Source organism: Pseudoalteromonas sp. CO348 (genome assembly GCF_004208845.1).
In the GTDB taxonomy this organism is placed as follows: Bacteria; Pseudomonadota; Gammaproteobacteria; order Enterobacterales; family Alteromonadaceae; genus Pseudoalteromonas; species Pseudoalteromonas maricaloris.
The window spans coordinates 1-18,747 of record NZ_SGPI01000019.1 but is presented as its reverse complement, the minus strand read 5'-3'; the positions used below and the strand labels follow the sequence as shown (position 1 = coordinate 18,747).

At 42.1% G+C, this 18,747-nt stretch carries 16 protein-coding genes and 8 tRNA genes; 15 read left to right on the top strand and 9 right to left on the bottom strand.

What is annotated here, in order from left to right:
* Positions 1-109: 109 nt before the first annotated feature.
* Positions 110-194: transfer RNA gene (locus EXT48_RS10180), tRNA-Tyr, on the bottom strand.
* 112 nt (positions 195-306) lie between these two features.
* Here EXT48_RS10180 and EXT48_RS10175 point away from each other — a divergent pair.
* A complete protein-coding gene (locus EXT48_RS10175; RefSeq protein WP_130164390.1) occupies positions 307-828 on the top strand; it encodes a VC2046/SO_2500 family protein in 522 nt (173 codons plus the stop codon).
* A gap of 374 nt (positions 829-1,202) precedes the next feature.
* Here the strand turns inward: EXT48_RS10175 and EXT48_RS10170 are convergent, their stop codons facing one another.
* The 3 genes from EXT48_RS10170 to EXT48_RS10160 form a co-directional block, all read right to left on the bottom strand.
* Entirely contained in the window at positions 1,203-1,664 is a 462-nt protein-coding gene (locus EXT48_RS10170) for a YchJ family protein (RefSeq protein WP_130164389.1), read from the bottom strand.
* A 45-nt stretch (positions 1,665-1,709) separates the two neighbouring features.
* A complete protein-coding gene (locus tag EXT48_RS10165; protein ID WP_130164388.1) occupies positions 1,710-2,105 on the bottom strand; it encodes a SulA-like leucine-rich domain-containing protein in 396 nt (131 codons plus the stop codon).
* Positions 2,106-2,436: 331 nt separating this feature from the next.
* Positions 2,437-2,886 (bottom strand): tetratricopeptide repeat protein, encoded by a 450-nt coding sequence (locus tag EXT48_RS10160; RefSeq protein ID WP_010375560.1) that lies wholly within the window; start codon positions 2,884-2,886, stop codon positions 2,437-2,439.
* A gap of 121 nt (positions 2,887-3,007) precedes the next feature.
* On the opposite strand from EXT48_RS10160, the gene EXT48_RS10155 reads away from it, so the two are divergent.
* Positions 3,008-4,297 carry an NCS2 family permease gene (locus EXT48_RS10155; RefSeq protein WP_045987891.1) on the top strand — a complete coding sequence of 430 codons (1,290 nt, stop codon included), beginning with the start codon at positions 3,008-3,010 and terminating at the stop codon, positions 4,295-4,297.
* A gap of 67 nt (positions 4,298-4,364) precedes the next feature.
* On the opposite strand, the gene EXT48_RS10150 is transcribed toward EXT48_RS10155, so the two are convergent.
* Positions 4,365-5,126 (bottom strand): hypothetical protein, encoded by a 762-nt coding sequence (locus tag EXT48_RS10150; RefSeq protein ID WP_130164387.1) that lies wholly within the window; start codon positions 5,124-5,126, stop codon positions 4,365-4,367.
* Between the two features lie 413 nt (positions 5,127-5,539).
* On the opposite strand from EXT48_RS10150, the gene cysB reads away from it, so the two are divergent.
* Positions 5,540-6,517, top strand: coding sequence for an HTH-type transcriptional regulator CysB (gene cysB / locus EXT48_RS10145; RefSeq protein WP_010375565.1), 978 nt, complete (start codon positions 5,540-5,542; stop codon positions 6,515-6,517).
* 52 nt (positions 6,518-6,569) lie between these two features.
* Here cysB and queC read toward each other — a convergent pair whose 3' ends face one another.
* Positions 6,570-7,226 (bottom strand): 7-cyano-7-deazaguanine synthase QueC, encoded by a 657-nt coding sequence (queC, locus tag EXT48_RS10140; RefSeq protein ID WP_010375567.1) that lies wholly within the window; start codon positions 7,224-7,226, stop codon positions 6,570-6,572.
* 123 nt (positions 7,227-7,349) lie between these two features.
* Here queC and queE point away from each other — a divergent pair, with 123 nt between their 5' ends.
* The gene (gene queE / locus EXT48_RS10135) at positions 7,350-8,015 is read left to right on the top strand and encodes a 7-carboxy-7-deazaguanine synthase QueE (RefSeq protein ID WP_130164386.1); all 666 of its coding nucleotides are present in this window, start codon (positions 7,350-7,352) and stop codon (positions 8,013-8,015) included.
* A gap of 98 nt (positions 8,016-8,113) precedes the next feature.
* Here queE and EXT48_RS10130 read toward each other — a convergent pair whose 3' ends face one another.
* From EXT48_RS10130 to EXT48_RS10120, 3 genes are all read right to left on the bottom strand, one after another.
* Positions 8,114-8,980 (bottom strand): ABC transporter substrate-binding protein, encoded by an 867-nt coding sequence (locus tag EXT48_RS10130; RefSeq protein ID WP_017218900.1) that lies wholly within the window; start codon positions 8,978-8,980, stop codon positions 8,114-8,116.
* A 159-nt stretch (positions 8,981-9,139) separates the two neighbouring features.
* Entirely contained in the window at positions 9,140-10,108 is a 969-nt protein-coding gene (gene cysK / locus EXT48_RS10125; RefSeq protein WP_010375573.1) for a cysteine synthase A, read from the bottom strand.
* A 128-nt stretch (positions 10,109-10,236) separates the two neighbouring features.
* Positions 10,237-12,531, bottom strand: coding sequence for a carbohydrate binding family 9 domain-containing protein (locus EXT48_RS10120; protein WP_130164385.1), 2,295 nt, complete (start codon positions 12,529-12,531; stop codon positions 10,237-10,239).
* A 211-nt stretch (positions 12,532-12,742) separates the two neighbouring features.
* Between EXT48_RS10120 and EXT48_RS10115 the strand changes: the two genes are divergently transcribed.
* The 11 genes from EXT48_RS10115 to EXT48_RS10065 all read left to right on the top strand — a co-directional run bounded on the left by EXT48_RS10115 (position 12,743) and on the right by EXT48_RS10065 (position 18,154).
* Positions 12,743-13,888 (top strand): dicarboxylate/amino acid:cation symporter, encoded by a 1,146-nt coding sequence (locus EXT48_RS10115; protein ID WP_130164384.1) that lies wholly within the window; start codon positions 12,743-12,745, stop codon positions 13,886-13,888.
* 258 nt (positions 13,889-14,146) lie between these two features.
* Complete coding sequence (gene uvrY, locus EXT48_RS10110) at positions 14,147-14,797, top strand: UvrY/SirA/GacA family response regulator transcription factor (RefSeq protein WP_010606537.1); 651 nt, start codon at positions 14,147-14,149, stop codon at positions 14,795-14,797.
* Between the two features lie 11 nt (positions 14,798-14,808).
* The gene (gene uvrC, locus EXT48_RS10105) at positions 14,809-16,632 is read left to right on the top strand and encodes an excinuclease ABC subunit UvrC (RefSeq protein ID WP_130164383.1); all 1,824 of its coding nucleotides are present in this window, start codon (positions 14,809-14,811) and stop codon (positions 16,630-16,632) included.
* 42 nt (positions 16,633-16,674) lie between these two features.
* Entirely contained in the window at positions 16,675-17,220 is a 546-nt protein-coding gene (pgsA, locus tag EXT48_RS10100; protein ID WP_010375584.1) for a CDP-diacylglycerol--glycerol-3-phosphate 3-phosphatidyltransferase, read from the top strand.
* Between the two features lie 209 nt (positions 17,221-17,429).
* A tRNA-Gly gene (locus EXT48_RS10095) sits at positions 17,430-17,505 on the top strand.
* Between the two features lie 7 nt (positions 17,506-17,512).
* Positions 17,513-17,586 (top strand) — tRNA-Cys (locus EXT48_RS10090).
* 36 nt (positions 17,587-17,622) lie between these two features.
* Positions 17,623-17,709: transfer RNA gene (locus tag EXT48_RS10085), tRNA-Leu, on the top strand.
* Between the two features lie 57 nt (positions 17,710-17,766).
* Positions 17,767-17,842: transfer RNA gene (locus tag EXT48_RS10080), tRNA-Gly, on the top strand.
* 21 nt (positions 17,843-17,863) lie between these two features.
* Positions 17,864-17,950 (top strand) — tRNA-Leu (locus EXT48_RS10075).
* Positions 17,951-17,993: 43 nt separating this feature from the next.
* Positions 17,994-18,069 (top strand) — tRNA-Gly (locus tag EXT48_RS10070).
* A gap of 11 nt (positions 18,070-18,080) precedes the next feature.
* A tRNA-Cys gene (locus EXT48_RS10065) sits at positions 18,081-18,154 on the top strand.
* Positions 18,155-18,747: the final 593 nt, after the last annotated feature.

Here is an 18,747-nt window from a genome sequence, read left to right as displayed (position 1 = left end):
GAGGGAGCTGGATTCGAACCAGCGAAGGCTGAGCCGTCAGATTTACAGTCTGATCCCTTTGGCCGCTCGGGAACCCCTCCATACATTTTAAAGCGTTACAATTTGAAAGTGGTGGAGGGAGCTGGATTCGAACCAGCGAAGGCTGAGCCGTCAGATTTACAGTCTGATCCCTTTGGCCGCTCGGGAACCCCTCCTAAACAACGGCGGTGATAATAACAAAGTTTTTTTCGAAGTAAAGAAAACTACTAAAGTTTTTCGGAAAAAGGCCGATAAATTCGTAATTAGCAAAATAATCGGTTGGAATACATGCAAATTGATGGCGTTTTAATCAGTGAGTCGCAATTAGGATCCGCATTGAACATTAGTGTTCACGAGACGCGCTCTGCCGATTTTGCCATGCTGTTATCTATGCTATCAACCGATGCATTAGATTTTAGCCAATTTCACCTACCAGAATCTGAAGCTGCCGCAAAAGATAACTCAGAAGAAATACTAAAAAAGCAATTTGAAATAGGTCCACAAAAGCCGCTTGCGCCAAAAGAGTACAATATGCTTATTGGTCAGCATAACGCGCAGCTGGTATCTATGGGGGCGATGGCAACCTTGCGATTGCAAGAAAATTTAAATCCAGAACCTTTTGCCGCACGAAATGATAAAAAGCATATTCCACTCGACGTTGTAGAAAATTTGGAACCAGCGGTTAAAAGACGTTTGGCGAGCGCGCAGGGTAAACTGGCCTTAGTTGCTGATAAGGCGATGGATGCGGCTGGTTTTTATGATCAAATTGCAACGGGTGATATGCAGAGTATGTTACGCGCGACGGCGTAACAACATCAGCTGCTTCTACTCCTTCAAATTGAGTAAATTTAAGACAAACTGGTATTAAACTTGTCATTTCACAGCTGTTTGCTTCGTTACTAGACTGACATAAAACGCCATGCTTATCGCGCCTCATGTCTAATACCAATTGAATTAATTCTCTAATCAATTTGAAGGGTGAAATAGCATATTAGCTTCGTTAAAAATTTCTCATTTAGAACAACTAAATAGCAAAATTTTTGCCTTGCTACTAAAGCTATTTCCCCGCTTCAAGATAGATCATTTACTTAATACAACTGGTATAAGCTAAACGGCCTTTAATCATCCTTAGCTTGCTTCAAGCTTTTTTATGGCTTTGTATCTAATCTCTAATTCAGGTTATTTTAGCTACCGTGGCACTTTTTGTACTTTTTATTACTGCCGCACGGACAGAGGTCATTTCTGCCTACTTTGGTTGTAGGCGTATCGTACAATTCACCATCTAAGTAATACCATCTGCCTGCTTCGATAATAAAATTTGACCGCTCATGGAGTATATAGTGTGTGTTTTCTGCGATATAGTGCGCCTTAAACTCAACGATCCCCTGAGTAGCTTCTACTACTTCTTCTAGCACTTCTAATTTTATAAAGCGTGCGTAATTAGCAAATGCAGCAATATCGTCGACACTATTTTGTGCTTGTTTAGCCTGGGCGTAGGTGTCATGAATATACTTTGCATCTTTTAAGCAGTATGCAGTATAGCGAGAGCGCATGAGTATTTGTGGACGCTCTGCGAATTTTTGTCCCTTAAGGTACGGCTCACAACATTGCGAATAGGGAAGGGATGAATTGCAATAACAAGACATAAAAACTTCTGTTTTAACAAATTTATATCCCGTTATTGTAGCTGGTTAAGCACTTTGAAAACAGTGGATCGCAACGTCAGATACCGGCAGTTCCATTTTGTTGATAGTTTGCACTGATGTAATATCAGTCCAAATCACCACTGCAGCGAAATTACCATTGCTGATAGCACTTTTAAGTACATACTCAAGGTCGTATATGTGCTTTTGCCTAATGACGAGCAACTTGCTTGCATCAACTGAAGCACTTTCTAGTAGTGACTTGTTTGGTACATTATCGGGCGCAACGAGTAGCGTCCAGCCTTGTTTATGCTGACATTTATGTAAAACTTTAAGTAACTCTAAGCTAGCGACGATCTCATCTTCAACGAAAACATTATTGATTTCGTTAAGTGTGTAATAAGTCGAATTGTTTGGCTGTAGAGGTGTATTGCTGTGTAACATAATTGTCTCACTGGTTATCTATACAGTATGTGTATACAGTAGTTTATACAGTGTGTGAATGCAAGGGAAATTGCTAGCTTTTTAATCAATATTCAAGCTTGATTTTTATTTAGTTTAAATTTTCAATATAAAACAAATGGTTGTGATTTTTTGAAATGAGAGCTTAATTGACGAAAGTTCAGTATGAGTAAAGCAATTGGAAGTTTTCTCAGCTGCTATACAGTAGTTTTCCTACTGTATCATTTTGATCGTCGCAGAGGGAAAGCGTACGTTTACTTAAGAGAGGCTTAGCTACGCCTAGCCTACGTTTTTTTGGAGAGTCAAATTTAATTTACTGGCTAATATGCTGTAGTTGATGGATTTGCTCGTAAAGTGTTGCAGCATAGCACTGTGCATCTCTAAAGCGCTTAGTTGTAAGGAAGCGGCGTACATCTAGTAGTACCTGTTCGGCGCCTTTGTGCCCTTGGCTGCTGGCCAAACTTAACCAAGCGGCTGCATGAAAAGGGCTGGGTGGCACTCCTTGACCTTTCATAAACAACAAACCTAAAAAAAACTGTGCCTTCAAATCACCAGACATCGCCGCCAGTCTTAGCCATTTTGCCGCGAGCGGAAAAGATTTTTCTTTAAGGTAATAGAGGCCTTTTTTCAAAGCTTGGGTATTGTCGTGAAGATCTGGGAATTTTGCGTCCGCTTTTAATGGCGACGTTACAAATTCAAGCACATTCAGCAGCTGCTGTTCTAAGTCATGGTTTGCTGAGTTGTCGGTGCTATTTTGATCCATATCTTTATTCGCAATAATGTTGATAAGCAGAGTGTAGCTGAATTTTAACTATTTTGTCCGAGTTTTAAAGTGATTCGTGTTAAAATCCAACCACTTGTTCCTCAAATTTGTAATTTTAGTTATGCTCGAGCGGTTATTTTCACTGCAAGCTATGCACACCAATGTAAGAACTGAGGTGATTGCTGGCTTGACGACATTCGTTACTATGGTTTACATCGTTTTTGTAAACCCTGCAATGCTAGCAGAAGCTGGTATGGATCACGGCGCTGCTTTTGTAGCAACTTGTATCGCAGCCGCAATCGGCTGTTTTATTATGGGGCTATGGGCAAACTATCCGTTAGCGCTTGCGCCTGGAATGGGCTTAAACGCCTTTTTTACCTATGGTGTTGTGCTTGGCATGGGCTATACATGGCAAAGTGCATTAGGCGCGGTATTTATGTCGGGCTGTTTATTTCTATTTTTGAGCGTATTCAAAGTTCGCGAGTGGGTGATCCAAGCTATACCTATCGTGTTAAAGCGTGCGATCGCGGCAGGTATTGGCGCATTCTTAGCGTTAATCGCGCTAAAGAACGCGAAAATTGTTATCGCAAGCGATGCTACATTAGTACAACTTGGTGATATCACTTCTCCCGGCCCGCTATTAGCTATTGCGAGCTTTTTTGTTATTGCGGCGCTTATGTACCGTGAAGTCAAAAGTGGCGTGCTTATCAGCATTTTAATGGTAACGGGTATTGCGTGGGGGCTTGGGCTTGTAGATTATCATGGGGTTGTTGATATGCCCCCAAGCATCGCGCCGACCTATATGCAGTTGGATTTGAGCGGAATTTTTGAGCTTTCCATGCTTAGCGTGGTATTTGCATTTTTATTTGTCGATTTATTTGATACCAGCGGCACATTGGTTGCGGTGACGCAAAAGGCTGGATTATCTGACGAACATGGTCGCATGCCAAGGTTGGGTAGGGCACTGTCAGCTGACAGCACTGCGACGATTGCAGGCTCAGTGCTCGGTACCTCAACGACGACTTCATACATCGAATCAGTGTCAGGTGTATCTGTCGGTGGTCGCACAGGGTTGACGGCCGTGGTCGTGGGGATCTGCTTCTTACTCATGATATTCTTTGCGCCACTGGCACAAATGGTTCCCGCATATGCGACGGCAGGCGCGATACTGTATGTGTCGGTATTAATGCTACAAAACCTAAAGTTGATTAATTGGGATGAGATGAGCGATGCTATTCCTGTCAGTGTTGTGTTATTGATGACACCGCTTACGTTTTCAATCGCACATGGTATTGCTTTGGGTTTTATTTCTTATACGGCAGTTAAGTTGGCTTGTAATAAGGCAAATGAAATCAGTATCAGCGTTTGGGTACTGACAGTACTCTTTATCGTTAAGTTTGCTTTTGGTTAAGCAAGTGGGTTTACTTCATTTGTAATAAAAACGGCTGGGAGACCAGCCTTTTACGTAAATGATGGTGTTACCACTTCTTCTTCGGTGCAAACAGGACGTCCAAGTCGTCTTGTTCTTGCTCTGCTTTCTTTTTCACCGCTGATGCGTTGGACGCTCTAAGTTCGCTGCTGATCTCTTCTAAATAACCTTCCAGCTGTGCTTTTTTCTCTTTTACATAGTCATCATTGTATGAGACGGCGCAAATTGTAGCGTAAGCTTTTTCAAAGTATTGTCTTGCTGAACCGACCATATTTGCGGTCCTCGCTGAAAGCCCTCGTTTTATCTGGCTTTCAACATTGATTTTAAGCTGAAATCGCTCCAGCCTACGGTCTTCATTAACGAACAGTTGAGTGTCTACTTTACCTTTACTATGCTCTGAGCGTAGTAGTTGGCGTAATTTCTTTATGCCTTGAACTAATGCGATAATTTGCTTGTCGTTGTCAGGAAGTGCTATCGAGTCTGAGTCTGCTGTTTTTTCAGGCTGAGTATTTAAGCGCTCTTGCGACTCGTGTAAGCGACTTTTTAATTCTTTCGAAGTCGGAGACAACTCCACCATTGCGGCTAAAGCGTCATGCACGCGGCGCTGAATGATACGGATCATGACTTCAGACATCGGAATATTGCTGCCATTCATGATGACGTCTTCCGCTTCTTCTATTACGCGTTTTTGCTTACCAAGTTCTTTGCGTCTCTCCGCTTCTTGTTTCTCTTTATGTTGCTGGATCGCGCTTACCCAAACTGCTATGACGATAAGTGCAACAATCAACATTATTATAATAGAAACAAACATACTGAAATCTCTTTCATGTAACCACCAGTGTAATTTTTTAATCTTACATGAATTCGTACTATTCTGAACAGGTTTACGACAATAACCTGTAAAAAAGATAAAGAATTCATTATTTTTTAGTATAGCTGATGCCTAAATGAGCGGTTAGTTTTAGTGCAAGATAGTCGCCAGATTTAGCACGTGAGTTTGCAAAAGCGTGTCAAAATATTCGCTATTTGGCCAAGTGACTGTCTGAGCGTCAGTGAAAATGCTGATATTTAGTACCTCTTGGCTACCTCATTTTTACCAAATGTGCTAGCCTACATAAGGTCGTAACAGGCGGTTTTTATCGCTTTGCACTAAACTCGCTAACAAAAAGCGGTTTTGCTATGGGCTGATGCTCAACATCAAGAGATCATAAGAATAAAAGCAATATGAAATTACAACAATTGAGATATATCGTCGAAGTGTTGAATCACAACCTTAATGTGTCAGCGACGGCGGAAAGTTTATATACCTCTCAACCAGGTATTTCAAAGCAAGTGCGTATGCTTGAAGACGAGTTGGGGGTACAAATTTTTGGCCGTAGCGGTAAGCATTTAACGCATGTTACGGGCGCGGGTAATGAAATTATTAATATTGCTCGTGAGATCCTTTCTAAAGTGGAAGGGATCAAAGCGGTTGCAAATGAACATACCTTACCAGATCAAGGTAAACTGAACATCGCAACGACGCATACTCAAGCTCGTTACGCGTTACCTCCTGTGATCCAAGGGTTTATGAAAAAATACCCTGCGGTTTCTTTACATATGCATCAAGGTACGCCACAGCAAATCTCTGATGCTGCCGCTCGAGGTGATGCTGACTTTGCTATCGCTACCGAGGCGCTGCATTTGTACAGTGATCTGGTCATGCTACCTTGCTATCACTGGAATCGCAGTATTGTGGTCGCCAAAGACCATCCTCTCGCACAAAAAGGCAGTGCACTGACGGTGCAAGACGTCGCTAAATATCCGTTGATCACCTATGTATTTGGCTTTACTGGCCGCTCAGAACTGGATAAAGCATTTAATGCTCATGGTTTGGAGCCACACATCGTGTTTACTGCAACAGACGCCGATGTGATTAAAACCTACGTAAGATTAGGGCTCGGTGTTGGCGTATTAGCGTCAATGGCACTTGATGAAAAGTCTGATAGCGACTTAGTTTGCATCGATGCGAGTCACCTATTCGAAGCAAGTACGACGAAAATTGGTTTCAGAAAAGGAAGCTTCCTAAGAGGCTACATGTACGATTTTATTGAGCGATTTGCACCGCATCTCACAAAAGATGTGGTAGAGCGTGCAAGTTTGCTACGAAATCAAGATGATATCGACAAGCTATTTGAAGGTATGACGCTTCCGGTGAAATGAAGACTTGAAAAGTATATGAAAAAGGCCTCAACAGAGGCCTTTTTCGATACTGTTATTCGTACGGGAGTGGATCTGTTGCGTGGTTTAGTTCAAACGCTTCGAGACGCTCTTGGCAAGCACCACATTTACCACATGCTTTTTCGCGGCCGTTGTAACACGTCCAAGTGTCAGCGTAATCTAATCCCATTTTTAGACCGTCGGTCAGGATATCAATTTTTGAGTTGTTAAGGTAAGGACTGACAATTTCAACGGCGTCGTAGTTCGCAATGCGGCAAACATCATCCATCTTTTTAACGAACTCAGGGCGGCAATCCGGATAAATTGCATGATCGCCAGAGTGAGCACCGTAAAATACCTTATTTGCTTTTAGAGAGACAGCATAACCTACCGCAAGAGAAAGCAAAATCATATTGCGATTAGGCACTATCGTGCTCTTCATGCTCTCTTCTTCATAGTGGCCTTCTGGCACGTCGATGTCATCTGTTAGGCTAGAGCCTGACAATAATTGATTGATAGCAGAGATATCAACGACCTTATGAGCAACGCCGAGTTTTGCACATACGTCAGCGGCAACTTGTAACTCTTTTACATGTCGCTGGCCATAGTTAAAAGACAGTGCATAAACCTCATGGCCCTCGCGGACAGCCTTGTTTAGTACAGTGTAAGAGTCCATTCCGCCGGAATAGATTACGACAACTTTTTCGCTCATAGGTGATTTGCCTCGATTTTGATAGAGGTTTACTTCAGGGCGCGATATACTACACGGCCGCTGGAGAAATGACAATTTTCTCGCGGTATTTTTCGACAACTTTATCTTAAACACGGGGCCATTTTGTACAAGGTTAACGAAATATTTGAAACAATTCAGGGTGAAGCAAGCTTCACTGGTACGCCTTCAATCTTTTTACGTTTGCAGGGCTGTCCAGTTGGTTGTGCTTGGTGTGATACCAAACAAACCTGGGAAACCAACGACACTTTTATTGTTTCATTGGATAACACTGTAGAAAAAAAGGCTGACTCAGAGTGGTGGGCGAACGCGAGTGCTGACGAGATCTTGGCGATTTTCGAGGCGCGAGGCTACCAAGCCAAACATGTGGTGATCACCGGTGGTGAACCTTGTATGTTTGATCTTCGCCCATTATGCGAGTCATTGCATAGTAAAGGGTACAGCACACAGATTGAAACCAGTGGCACATTTGAGATCCTCGCGCCAGCTGAAACTTGGGTTACCGTGTCGCCAAAAATTAATATGCGTGGGGGTTACAAAGTACTTCCAAGTGCAATGGCTCGTGCCGATGAGATAAAGCACCCCGTCGCGATGCAAAAGCATATTGAGGAATTAGAGGTGTTATTTGCACAAACTGGGGTTGAACCAAAGCTAGTGTATCTTCAGCCAATCAGCCAAAAAGCCAAGGCCACTAAGCTTGCAATAGACAATTGCAAAGCGAAAAATTGGCGCTTATCAGTTCAAGTGCACAAGTATTTAGGAATTAACTAAAGCGCTTTGCCTAAGCGTATTTTAGCTAAAAATGCGGTGTGTTTAAGCTGAGGCATTGAACAAACCGCGATGCTTAGGCGTTAAGTTCTGTGTAGAGGTCAATAACACTCGTTACTGACCATTTCGATCATTCTTTGCGTTTCACCACTGTTCTCAAATTGATAGAGATTGCGATTAATATCTTTGAGCAATTCACGCCAATGTGGCTTTTGCTTGCTAAGCGCAAAGTAGAGGTGATTGTACTTTATAGGTGGCGTCACGTTTTCAATGTTTCTCAGTAATTCAATTTTCTCAGCTCTAGGTAAGTCTGAATAATTGACCGTAAAGCGCAGCACTTTTGGATCGCCTATTACTAAATTTACGCGTTTACCGACGAGTAACTTCACCAGCTGTAAATCATTTACGGCCTCTACAGTAACAAATTCACCATTATCCATCATAGCATCAAACTCAGGGGTATTCTGATAGCCCCTCACGACACCAATGAGCTCATTCTTAACTGAGTTTAGATTGCCATCAAAGCGGTCTTCTTCACCTCTTCGTTTCAAAAAGCCGATTTCACCACCAGGAAAGGCATTAGATAAAGCAAGTAGCTCTCTGCGGGTCTTATTCTTGTGATTGTCAGACGGTGCTGAATCCTCTATATAGTATTCAGGGAATAATATATCGGCTTTTCCCGTTTCCGCGGCCCTTACGGCACGAGCCCAAGGCAAAAATTCAACATACACTTGATAATCTAAGTCTGTAAGCAGTGCGACGGCAAACTGAAAGGCCCAGCCTTTATTGCAAAGGTTTGCACCGATATAAGGTGGCCAATCTAATGTCACAATATGAATGAAGGCATTTTTGCCTTTCTTATTGTATAGATAGCCCCCTTGATACTTTTCTCCAGCAACAAGGCGAAATTCTCCACCCTTAAAGTAGGCAACGTTTAAATTCTCCCCATAGATGAAACTACTAAACATGAGAAAAAACATGAGTAATAAGGTCTTTACAATCATCGAAGTCAAAAAAGCGTAGCGAATAGATAAAGTGTAGTGAAAGGAAGTGAAATTAAAAGGAATAATATAAAAAACAAAGGGGCAGTGATGCCCCTTGGTAATCTAGAATATGAAGCTCTACTCTTACTGCACTAATTCTTGTTCAGAGAATGTGTCTGCAAAGAGTGGGCTAGTTAGGTAACGCTCTGCAGCGCTTGGCAAAATAACCACGATGTTTTTATCAGCATTTTCAGGTTGCTCGGCAATACGCTTTGCGGCAACTAGGGCTGCGCCTGAAGAAATACCTACTAAAATACCTTCGTCTTTCATCAGCTGGTGTGCCATTGCAATTGCATCTTCATTCGACACCAACTCAACGCCATCAATAAGCTCAAGATCTAGGTTGCCCGGAATAAAGCCAGCGCCAATCCCTTGAATTTTGTGTGGACCTGGTTTTACTTCGTCGCCCGCAAGGGTTTGCGTGATAACTGGTGAGTCAACTGGCTCAACAGCGATTGACTTAACATTTAGGCCTTTTTCATTTTTCAGATAGCGTGAAACACCGGTGATCGTGCCACCCGTACCAACGCCCGCAACGAAGTAATCGATATTACCTTCAAGTGCATCAAAAATTTCTGGACCCGTTGTTTCAAAGTGGATCTTCGGGTTTGCTGGATTTTCAAACTGTTGCAGTAACACGTATTTTTCAGGGTTACTTGCTTGGATTTCATTTGCTTTTTCAATCGCGCCTTTCATGCCCTTGGCGCCTTCTGTCAGCACTAAATTTGCGCCAAGTGCTTTAAGTAGTTTACGACGCTCAAGGCTCATCGTATTTGGCATAGTAAGTGTCAATTTATAACCGCGAGAAGCAGCAACGAAAGCCAATGCAATACCCGTGTTACCTGAAGTTGGTTCAATAAGTTCTTTACCTTCGCTAAGAAGGCCCGCTTTTTCAGCTTCCCAGATCATAGACGCACCAATACGGCATTTAACGCTGAAGCTTGGGTTACGCGCTTCCACTTTTGCGTAAACATTGCCGCCAGAAACGCGATTGATTTTAACCAACGGTGTATTACCGATAGTTAGACTGTTATCTGCATATACTTTAGTCATTTGTGTTCCCTAATCTAGGTTTGCTTGTATTCCATCACTTTACTGCGCATTTCGCAAAACGAAAGGAAAGATTGGCTATAAGATATATCAAATTTGCTTATAGCCAATAGTTATTTAAAGTTTGATATTTAAATCAACCAGGCATAACTGAACTTCATAAATACCGTCTTTTCGTCTTTAGTTATCTTTGACAAATCATCGTCTTGATAACCATGATCGGAATAGCCTGCAAAGAAAACGGTTTGTGGGTTTAGTTTGTAGGAATAGAGCAGTTGGGTGCTGATACTTTTATAAGTAGCATCAACATCGTCATTATAATTGCTCTGGTTTCTCGAAATATCCGTGTTGATGATTGCCAATCTCAGATAGCTATTAATGTTAAATTGGTAAGTCAGGCGTATATCGCTCAGATTTGCGGTATAAACTTCCGCGCCATTCGCTTTCATTTTTTCAAATGTATGGCGCAATCTAACTTCAAAATGTTTGCCAAGATTGACGTTAATAACCGGACGGGCGAAATACAAATCACCAAGACGGTTGTTTGCAAGGTCAACGCGGTTTCCTTTACTTAAGTTTAAGCCTGCGAAAACACCGGCCATTGGCTTGAACTCCATATAGGTCCACTGTGAATTCTCGGTAAATAGATCGGTATTGCCGTCAATCGCTAAACGGGTTTCATCATGTCGCAGTCCAGTGCGTTTTCTATGTTCAACACCAAAATCAAGAAAGCTTTGCAATGGGCCGTCAACTGCAAAGTTGGTTTGCACCTCTTTTTCTAATAACTCGCCTTGCTCGTTGTGGGAAATATCCCAGTCGGCGTACCAACGTGCACGGTTCCACCAGTTGTTGTCATCGCCATACCAACGGTACTCTCCGCCAAAAAGAAATTTATTAAAGTCGACCTGAGTGATAAAGCCCATATCGGTTCTAAGTGCTGCATCGCGAGCTTGATAGCTGGTAAATGCCTTCCAATGCTTGCGATTATGCTCATAATTAACGTAATAGCCAGCACCACGGTCATCTTCGTCAATCACTCTGAGTACACTTTCGTTTAGGTCGCACTCCGCGAGCGTACTATCACATAACGCTTCAGCAAAAGCGCTATCATAGTCTGTATCTGAGCCAATTAGCTGCACCTGTAAGGTATCGTTATCTGTTGGCTTGTATTTGGCGTCTATACTCGCAACTTGGTTGCGATAGTCGTCGCTTTGCCTAGTTGTCGATGTCACGCCTACTGACAAGGTTTTGTTTAGGTCATGACGATATCTCAGTGCCATGTTTTGGCTTTTTCTCTCTAATGAGACAACGCTCGAGCCCAGATTTCCGGGAACAACGACATTGAGTCTTTCATCGTTGGCAATAAATCCTGCAAAAGTGTGACCGTTTTTATTACCGGTAAGCTTGATGCCATAATCGGGAGCCGAAATGTTCCGAGTATGAATAAGGTTAAGGTGAGAAGAAAAGTAATCGGAATTATCTAAAAAGAACGCCCGTTTTTCAGGGAAAAATAGGCTAAAGCTATTGTTAACGCTCAATTGTCCCGTGTCAGCTTCAACTTGTGAGAAATCAGGGTTTAATGTTGCGTTTAGCGTCATATCTGGTGTGATAGCCCACTTGACGTCTAAACCCGGCTCGACATTATTGTCGGCTTGCCATGGCTCTGCGATACCATCATCTATGTCGCGAGATTCTCGCCTATTGGTGACTAGTGTTGGAATAACGGCAAAGTTACTCCCTTGCTTAGCCTTAGCAAATCCTTGATATTTTGGCATCTGACAGATCCAGCAAGAGTTTGCATGTCGCAATTGCATGCTGGAGATGCGCAACCTTTCATTTCTTGGATAAAAACGCAGAAACTCTAAAGCCATGGTTTTGCTCTCGAGGGAGTCGTTAAAATTTAATACACGGAGTGGGATTTCAACTTCAACAACATAACCGTCTTTGTTTATCTTTCCGACGCTATCCCAGATCCCATTCCAAGAACCATTCTCACTTTTAGTGAGTTCGTTTTCAATTGAGTCTTGTTGTACACCTAGTGGATTGATGAAAAACTGGTAAGCGCTTTGGGCATTGTTAAATGAATCAATTTTAATGCCGACAAGATCATCTTCCCAGGCGCGGTCACGGTCACGATAAAATGCGCGGATCAACTCAGGATTAGGATCCTTTGCATCAAAAGCAATAAACAAAGATTGACCATTTTCATATACGTAGGCCTTAGTTTGTACTGGACTTGATTGGTTCTCGTATGGCCAAGTGATGTTGTTGATATCTATTTCTAATGCACGTTGCCAAATATCGGCTTCAAGTACACCATCAATTTTTGCAGAACTGTCGATAAATGGGATTTTATTTGGGTCTAGTGCCCATGTTTGGCTAGATAGACTAAGCGCGACAAAAGAGTAGGTTACAGCTTTAAGCATGAATTTAATTATTTTACAGAGACTTTTTCCAGTATTAGATAATATGCAATGAGCTGAAACAATTTATTTTCGTCAAGTTGCAATTATTTACGTTAGGTGGCGAATATGTATACATAAAATGTACAAATCTATTTATCTCCATCGAATTAATAGCAAAGATGGTCAAAAACATGTTACAACAACGCCTTTGAAAATCTGCTAGGAAGTAATTATGTCTCTTATATTGAAGCTAGTGGCGGGTATCGTCGCTGGTATGTTGGCGGGTCTGTACTTGCCGACTGTGTTAGTTGAGCTCTTATACACCTTCAAGGTGATCATAGGGCAACTTATCAGCTTTACTATTCCTCTGATAATCCTGCTTTTTATTGCTTCAGGTATAGCAGGTTTACCAAAGGGATCGGGCCACTTACTTGGTAAGACAGTCGGCTTTGCTTATGGGTCAACCGTTATTGCTGGCACATTAGCATTTTTATTAGTTAATGCTTTCATCCCATTCTTTGACGGGGGCGTTGCTTATCAAGCTGTGGAAGAGTCTCATCTTAATAGCTTTATTAATATTGAGATCCCTCCGCTGATGGGAGTGATGACGGCACTTGCAACGGCATTTATCTTTGGTATTGGGATGAGCCAGTGTGGCTTAGCAAAACTTAAAGGTGTCACTGACGAAGCGAGAGATGTGGTAGATGCACTGCTTGCGAAAGTTATTATTCCAGTATTACCGCTTTACATCGCAGGCGTTTTTGCTGAAATGGCAGTAGCTGGTACGGTATTCGACACCCTGAGTACGTTTGGCGTAGTATTGCTTGCCGCGATTATTATGCATTGGCTATGGCTAAGCACTTTGTTTGTGGTGAGCGGCCTGCTACTTGGTAGAAATCCACTGGAATTAATCAAAAATATGCTACCTGCGTATTTTACCGCTATTGGCACTATGTCGAGCGCGGCAACTATTCCAGTGTCTCTTCGCGCAAGTAAATCTAATAATGTTAACGAAGAGGTTGCCAATTTTACCGTACCACTTTGTGCCACCATCCATTTGTCAGGGTCGACTATTACCATAGTGACTTGTGCAATGGCTGTGATGCTGCTTTCTCCTGAGATGGTTGTACCGTCATTGTCGGAAATGTTGCCATTCATCTTTATGCTTGGTGTCGTAATGATTGCGGCTCCTGGTGCGCCGGGTGGCGCGGTTATGTCTGCGCTTGGACTATTGACCAGTATGCTTGGTTTTAATGAAGGCGCAGTGGCATTGATGATTGCTTTATATTTAGCGCAAGACAGTTTTGGCACGGCATGTAACGTAACCGGTGACGGTGTGATTGCACTTTGGGTCGATAAATTTTCGAAGCAAAGCTGAGTCATATAAAAATAAATCTACTATAAGTCGCTATGGCTAAATGCTATAGCGACTGCCTTTAAAATCACAAAGCGGTGAAATTATAATCAAACTGCCTCTTTCATTAATTAACTATTTAGTTAATTCACATCAAAATTGTATTTTTCTCTCGTTTCTATCGTTATGCTTTTAAAAAATATGTGGTAATCTCAAACATCTGGAAGCGGGGCTGTTGGTTGCTTCGCTCCTTTTACCAATATATATGTAGAGGGTGTGCCATTGATTAATGTGCTTTTAGTTGATGATCATGAACTTGTCAGGACTGGCATAAAACGCATTTTAGATGATGTGCGTGGCTTTAAAGTGGTAGGAGAAGCCAAAACCGGTGAGGAAGCCGTAACCTTTTGTCGCCAAAGTGAGCCTGACATTGTGCTAATGGACATGAACATGCCTGGTATTGGTGGATTGGAAGCGACCAAAAAGATTTGCCGTTACTGTCCAGATGTAAAAGTTATTGTGCTTACCGTGCATTGTGAAGATCCTTTCCCAAGCAAGGTAATGCAAATTGGTGCGCATGGTTACCTAACAAAAGGTGCTGGCCCTGATGAAATGATCAATGCAATACGTGCAGTTAATGCTGGTCAGCGTTATATTGCGCCAGAAATTGCTCAGCAAATTGCCCTTGCGCAATTTAGTGGCCGCAATGACGAAAACCCTTTCCAATCGCTATCGGAAAGAGAATTGCAGATCATGCTCATGATCACCAAAGGTGAGAAAGCACAAAATATTGCAGATCGCTTGAACCTGAGCTCTAAGACGGTAAATAGTTATCGCTATCGCATGTTTGAAAAGCTCAATGTGAGTGGTGATGTGGAATTAACCCACTTGGCGATTCGCCATAAAATGATCGATATAGATAGCAGTCATTAAGTTCTTTTTAAATGACTGAATTTGATTACAAACCTTTCCTTAAGACATTAACAACAGAACCTGGTGTGTACCGCATGTACGATGTGGACGACCAGGTTATCTATGTTGGTAAAGCAAAAAACCTCAAAAAACGAGTTTCTAGCTACTTCCGTTCAAATATCACAGATAGTAAAACGCGAGTATTGGTCAGTAATATTGACCATATTGAAGTAACGCTAACGAATACCGAAACCGAAGCGCTGCTTTTAGAAAATAACTTAATTAAGAAATACCAACCACGATATAACATCCTCTTAAGAGATGATAAAAGTTATCCGTATATTTTCTTGAGCGCCCATCAACATCCAAGACTTGCATTTCATCGTGGTAGTAGAAAACAAAAAGGCGAATATTTTGGTCCTTTTCCTAGCAGTGCTGCGGTATCGGAAAGTCTGAGGTTAATGCAGAAGATCTTCCCGGTTAGGCAATGCGAAGATGCGTATTACCGCGCACGCAGCCGACCTTGTTTGCAGTATCAGTTAAAAAGATGTTCAGGACCATGCGTTGGCAAAGTAAGCGACGAAGAATACCAAGAACAAGTAGCCATGGTTCGACAGTTTTTGACGGGACGCTCTCAGGACGTAATCTCAGCACTGGTGGAACGAATGGAAACCGCCAGTATGTCTTTGGACTTTGAGAAAGCAGCAAAACATAGAGATCAAATTGCTTTATTAAGGCAAATGCAAGAGCAGCAGTCCATTGCAGGAAACTTTGCAGAGCTTGATGTCATCGGTTATGAGCAGAAGAACGGTTTAGTGGCCATTCATGTACTGATGATAAGGGAGCATAAGGTACTTGGGACGAAAACACATTTTCCAAAAGTACCAAAAGATTCTGGCGCAGATGAAGTGCTAACTTCTTTCATCGGGCAGTATTATATTTCAACGGGTAACCACTCTAGAATTGCTAAAGAAATTGTATTGCCATTCGAAATAGAAGAAGGAAGTGCATTAGAAGCAGCACTGACTCAAGTTTCGAAGCGCAAAGTTAATTTCAAATGTAACGTTCGTGGGGAACGAGCCCAATATCTTGCATTAGCAAATAAAAATGCGCAAAACAGTATTGAAGTTAAACAAAGTGCACAAGACTCAATCACCAAACGATATGCCAAACTAAAAGCAGTGCTAGGGCTGTCAGACATTCAAAGAATGGAGTGTTTTGATATCAGCCATACCATGGGAGAAAACACGGTCGCATCGTGTGTTGTATTTGATGGTCAAGGGCCAAACAATAGAGAGTATCGCAGATATAACGTCACAGGGATCACCCCAGGGGATGATTACGCAGCGATGGATTTTGCATTAAATAAGCGCTACGGCAAAATGTCGGATGAAGCGAAAGTACCCGATATTATCTTTATTGATGGTGGTAAGGGGCAGTTAGGTAGGGCGGAATCTTTCTTCGCTGATTGGCAACTCAATAAAATGCCGATACTGATAGGGGTTGCAAAAGGCACAAGCCGAAAGCCAGGATTAGAAACATTGCTAATAGATGGTGGTCGTAAAACAGTGAATGTCGAAAGTGATTCACCTGCATTACACCTTATCCAGCATATCCGCGACGAATCACATCGCTTTGCAATTGCAGGGCATCGTAATAAAAGACAAAAACAAAGAACGCAATCTGTGCTTGAAGAGATTGAAGGCGTAGGTCAGAAAAGACGTCAGGCACTACTTAAGTTTTTAGGAGGCATGCAGGGAGTTAAATCTGCAAATATACATCAATTAAAGCAAGTTCCTGGGATCAGCCCTGAAATGGCTGAAAAGATATTTAATCATTTGCATGACAAAGCTTAAGCAATCATGCGAACATAGAAAAAAAGACAATACCAAGTAGTTATGTGGAATATTCCAAATACGCTCACAACATTTAGATTGCTACTCATTCCCGTGTTTGCAGTCGTTTTTTATCTTCCTTATTCATGGGCGTTTTTTGCCGCCGCTTTTATTTTTTGGTTAGCTTCCGTTACCGATATCCTCGATGGCTATCTTGCGCGTAAGTTGGAACAGTCAACACCATTTGGTGCTTTTTTAGATCCTGTTGCCGACAAGGTGATGGTCAGTGTTGCTTTAGTGATACTTGCTACACATTATGATAATTATTTCATTACTATTTCTGCTGTTGTCATTATTAGTAGAGAAATAGTTATTTCTGCGCTTCGTGAATGGATGGCTGAACAAGGTAAAAGAGGTAGTGTTGCAGTATCTTGGCTGGGCAAATTCAAAACAGCTGCACAGATGTTAGCTATTATAGGTTTGATTTGGCAATTATCAGATTGGATGACAATGCTAAGTTACGCACTTTTAGCTATCGCGACATTGCTAACATTAGTTTCTATGATCCAGTATCTCTATGCTGCAAAAGGAGAATTGACTAATTCTTGACTTGAAATGATTATAAACCCAGCGGTTTAGATAAATTTTGAGCAAACGATTCAAAACATTCATTTTTTATGTTGACGCGTTCCAGAACTTCTGTAGAATGCGTCCGTGTTGAGAGGGCAGTATGTCATCTAAATGAAATTTAGATAGCATCACCTAGCAAGTTAAAGTTTAAAGAAGCTTAGTAAATAAGTAGATTTAAATAATGGAACGCGAGTATAGCTCAGCTGGTAGAGCGCGACCTTGCCAAGGTCGAGGTCACGAGTTCGAACCTCGTTACTCGCTCCAAATTTGCGGCGGAATGGCAGAGTGGCCATGCAGCGGATTGCAAATCCGTCTACCTCGGTTCGACTCCGGGTTCCGCCTCCATTTCTCAACATATCCACATGCGAAAGCAAGCCCGATGCCCGGGTGGTGGAATTGGTAGACACAAGGGATTTAAAATCCCTCGCTGGTAACAGCGTGCCGGTTCAAGTCCGGCCCCGGGCACCATTTATATCGGGATTTGTATGTAACAAATCTACATGGTTTTTATGTACAAAATGGAACGCGAGTATAGCTCAGCTGGTAGAGCGCGACCTTGCCAAGGTCGAGGTCACGAGTTCGAACCTCGTTACTCGCTCCAATTTTTGCTTTCACACCCGATGCCCGGGTGGTGGAATTGGTAGACACAAGGGATTTAAAATCCCTCGCTGGTAACAGCGTGCCGGTTCAAGTCCGGCCCCGGGCACCATTTATTTTTCACATATCAAATTTACCAGTGTGAAAAATGGAATGCGAGTATAGCTCAGCTGGTAGAGCGCGACCTTGCCAAGGTCGAGGTCACGAGTTCGAACCTCGTTACTCGCTCCAATATTCTTCATGGCGGAATGGCAGAGTGGCCATGCAGCGGATTGCAAATCCGTCTACCTCGGTTCGACTCCGGGTTCCGCCTCCATATCGCATATTCTCCTTATTCTTGATATATTTCTTATTTACCATTTTTATTATACAAAAACGCCACTGTTACTGATTTATCCACATCTTCTTTTACTTAAACATTGTTTCTTTAGATCCCAGAATCATTACTATAGCTACTAGCCAATAATAAGAAGAATCGAAAGTTAGTATTCAATACCTTTATAAACGCACCTATCTTCATATTTTCGATAAAAGGTATCATTTAGGTATCTAGCCCTGCTTATTGGAGAGACTTACTGCTTCTTAGTGGCTTTGCATTTTCACTTCCACATAATTTACGTACACCTCCTCTACATAAAGCAGAGTTGACCTGGCTTTGTTTCGATTTCTATATGTAAGTAGACAAGTTGATATGCTAACAGATGCTATATAACGCCATTTGTTTTAGTTGTTCCACTGTGATGCTTAAAGTTTATGTAGGCTCGCGTGACCTCAATTCGGTTTTCCTGAGTAAAAAACATACTGCTTTGGTATGTTTCGTTTGTTTTTTGTTCGAACGAACCTTTTTTATAAGTTTTAATGAAAAAAGGGGTTGCACTAAAATCGGATCTCCCTATAATGCGCATCCAC

Coding starts and splice junctions, on each gene's coding strand:
- EXT48_RS10175 (WP_130164390.1), top strand. CDS start 307: ATGCAAATTGATGGCGTTTTAATCAGTGAGTCGCAATTAGGATCCGCA.
- EXT48_RS10170 (WP_130164389.1), bottom strand. CDS start 1,664: ATGTCTTGTTATTGCAATTCATCCCTTCCCTATTCGCAATGTTGTGAG.
- EXT48_RS10165 (WP_130164388.1), bottom strand. CDS start 2,105: ATGTTACACAGCAATACACCTCTACAGCCAAACAATTCGACTTATTAC.
- EXT48_RS10160 (WP_010375560.1), bottom strand. CDS start 2,886: ATGGATCAAAATAGCACCGACAACTCAGCAAACCATGACTTAGAACAG.
- EXT48_RS10155 (WP_045987891.1), top strand. CDS start 3,008: ATGCTCGAGCGGTTATTTTCACTGCAAGCTATGCACACCAATGTAAGA.
- EXT48_RS10150 (WP_130164387.1), bottom strand. CDS start 5,126: ATGTTTGTTTCTATTATAATAATGTTGATTGTTGCACTTATCGTCATA.
- cysB (WP_010375565.1), top strand. CDS start 5,540: ATGAAATTACAACAATTGAGATATATCGTCGAAGTGTTGAATCACAAC.
- queC (WP_010375567.1), bottom strand. CDS start 7,226: ATGAGCGAAAAAGTTGTCGTAATCTATTCCGGCGGAATGGACTCTTAC.
- EXT48_RS10130 (WP_017218900.1), bottom strand. CDS start 8,980: ATGTTTAGTAGTTTCATCTATGGGGAGAATTTAAACGTTGCCTACTTT.
- cysK (WP_010375573.1), bottom strand. CDS start 10,108: ATGACTAAAGTATATGCAGATAACAGTCTAACTATCGGTAATACACCG.
- EXT48_RS10120 (WP_130164385.1), bottom strand. CDS start 12,531: ATGCTTAAAGCTGTAACCTACTCTTTTGTCGCGCTTAGTCTATCTAGC.
- EXT48_RS10115 (WP_130164384.1), top strand. CDS start 12,743: ATGTCTCTTATATTGAAGCTAGTGGCGGGTATCGTCGCTGGTATGTTG.
- uvrC (WP_130164383.1), top strand. CDS start 14,809: ATGACTGAATTTGATTACAAACCTTTCCTTAAGACATTAACAACAGAA.
- pgsA (WP_010375584.1), top strand. CDS start 16,675: ATGTGGAATATTCCAAATACGCTCACAACATTTAGATTGCTACTCATT.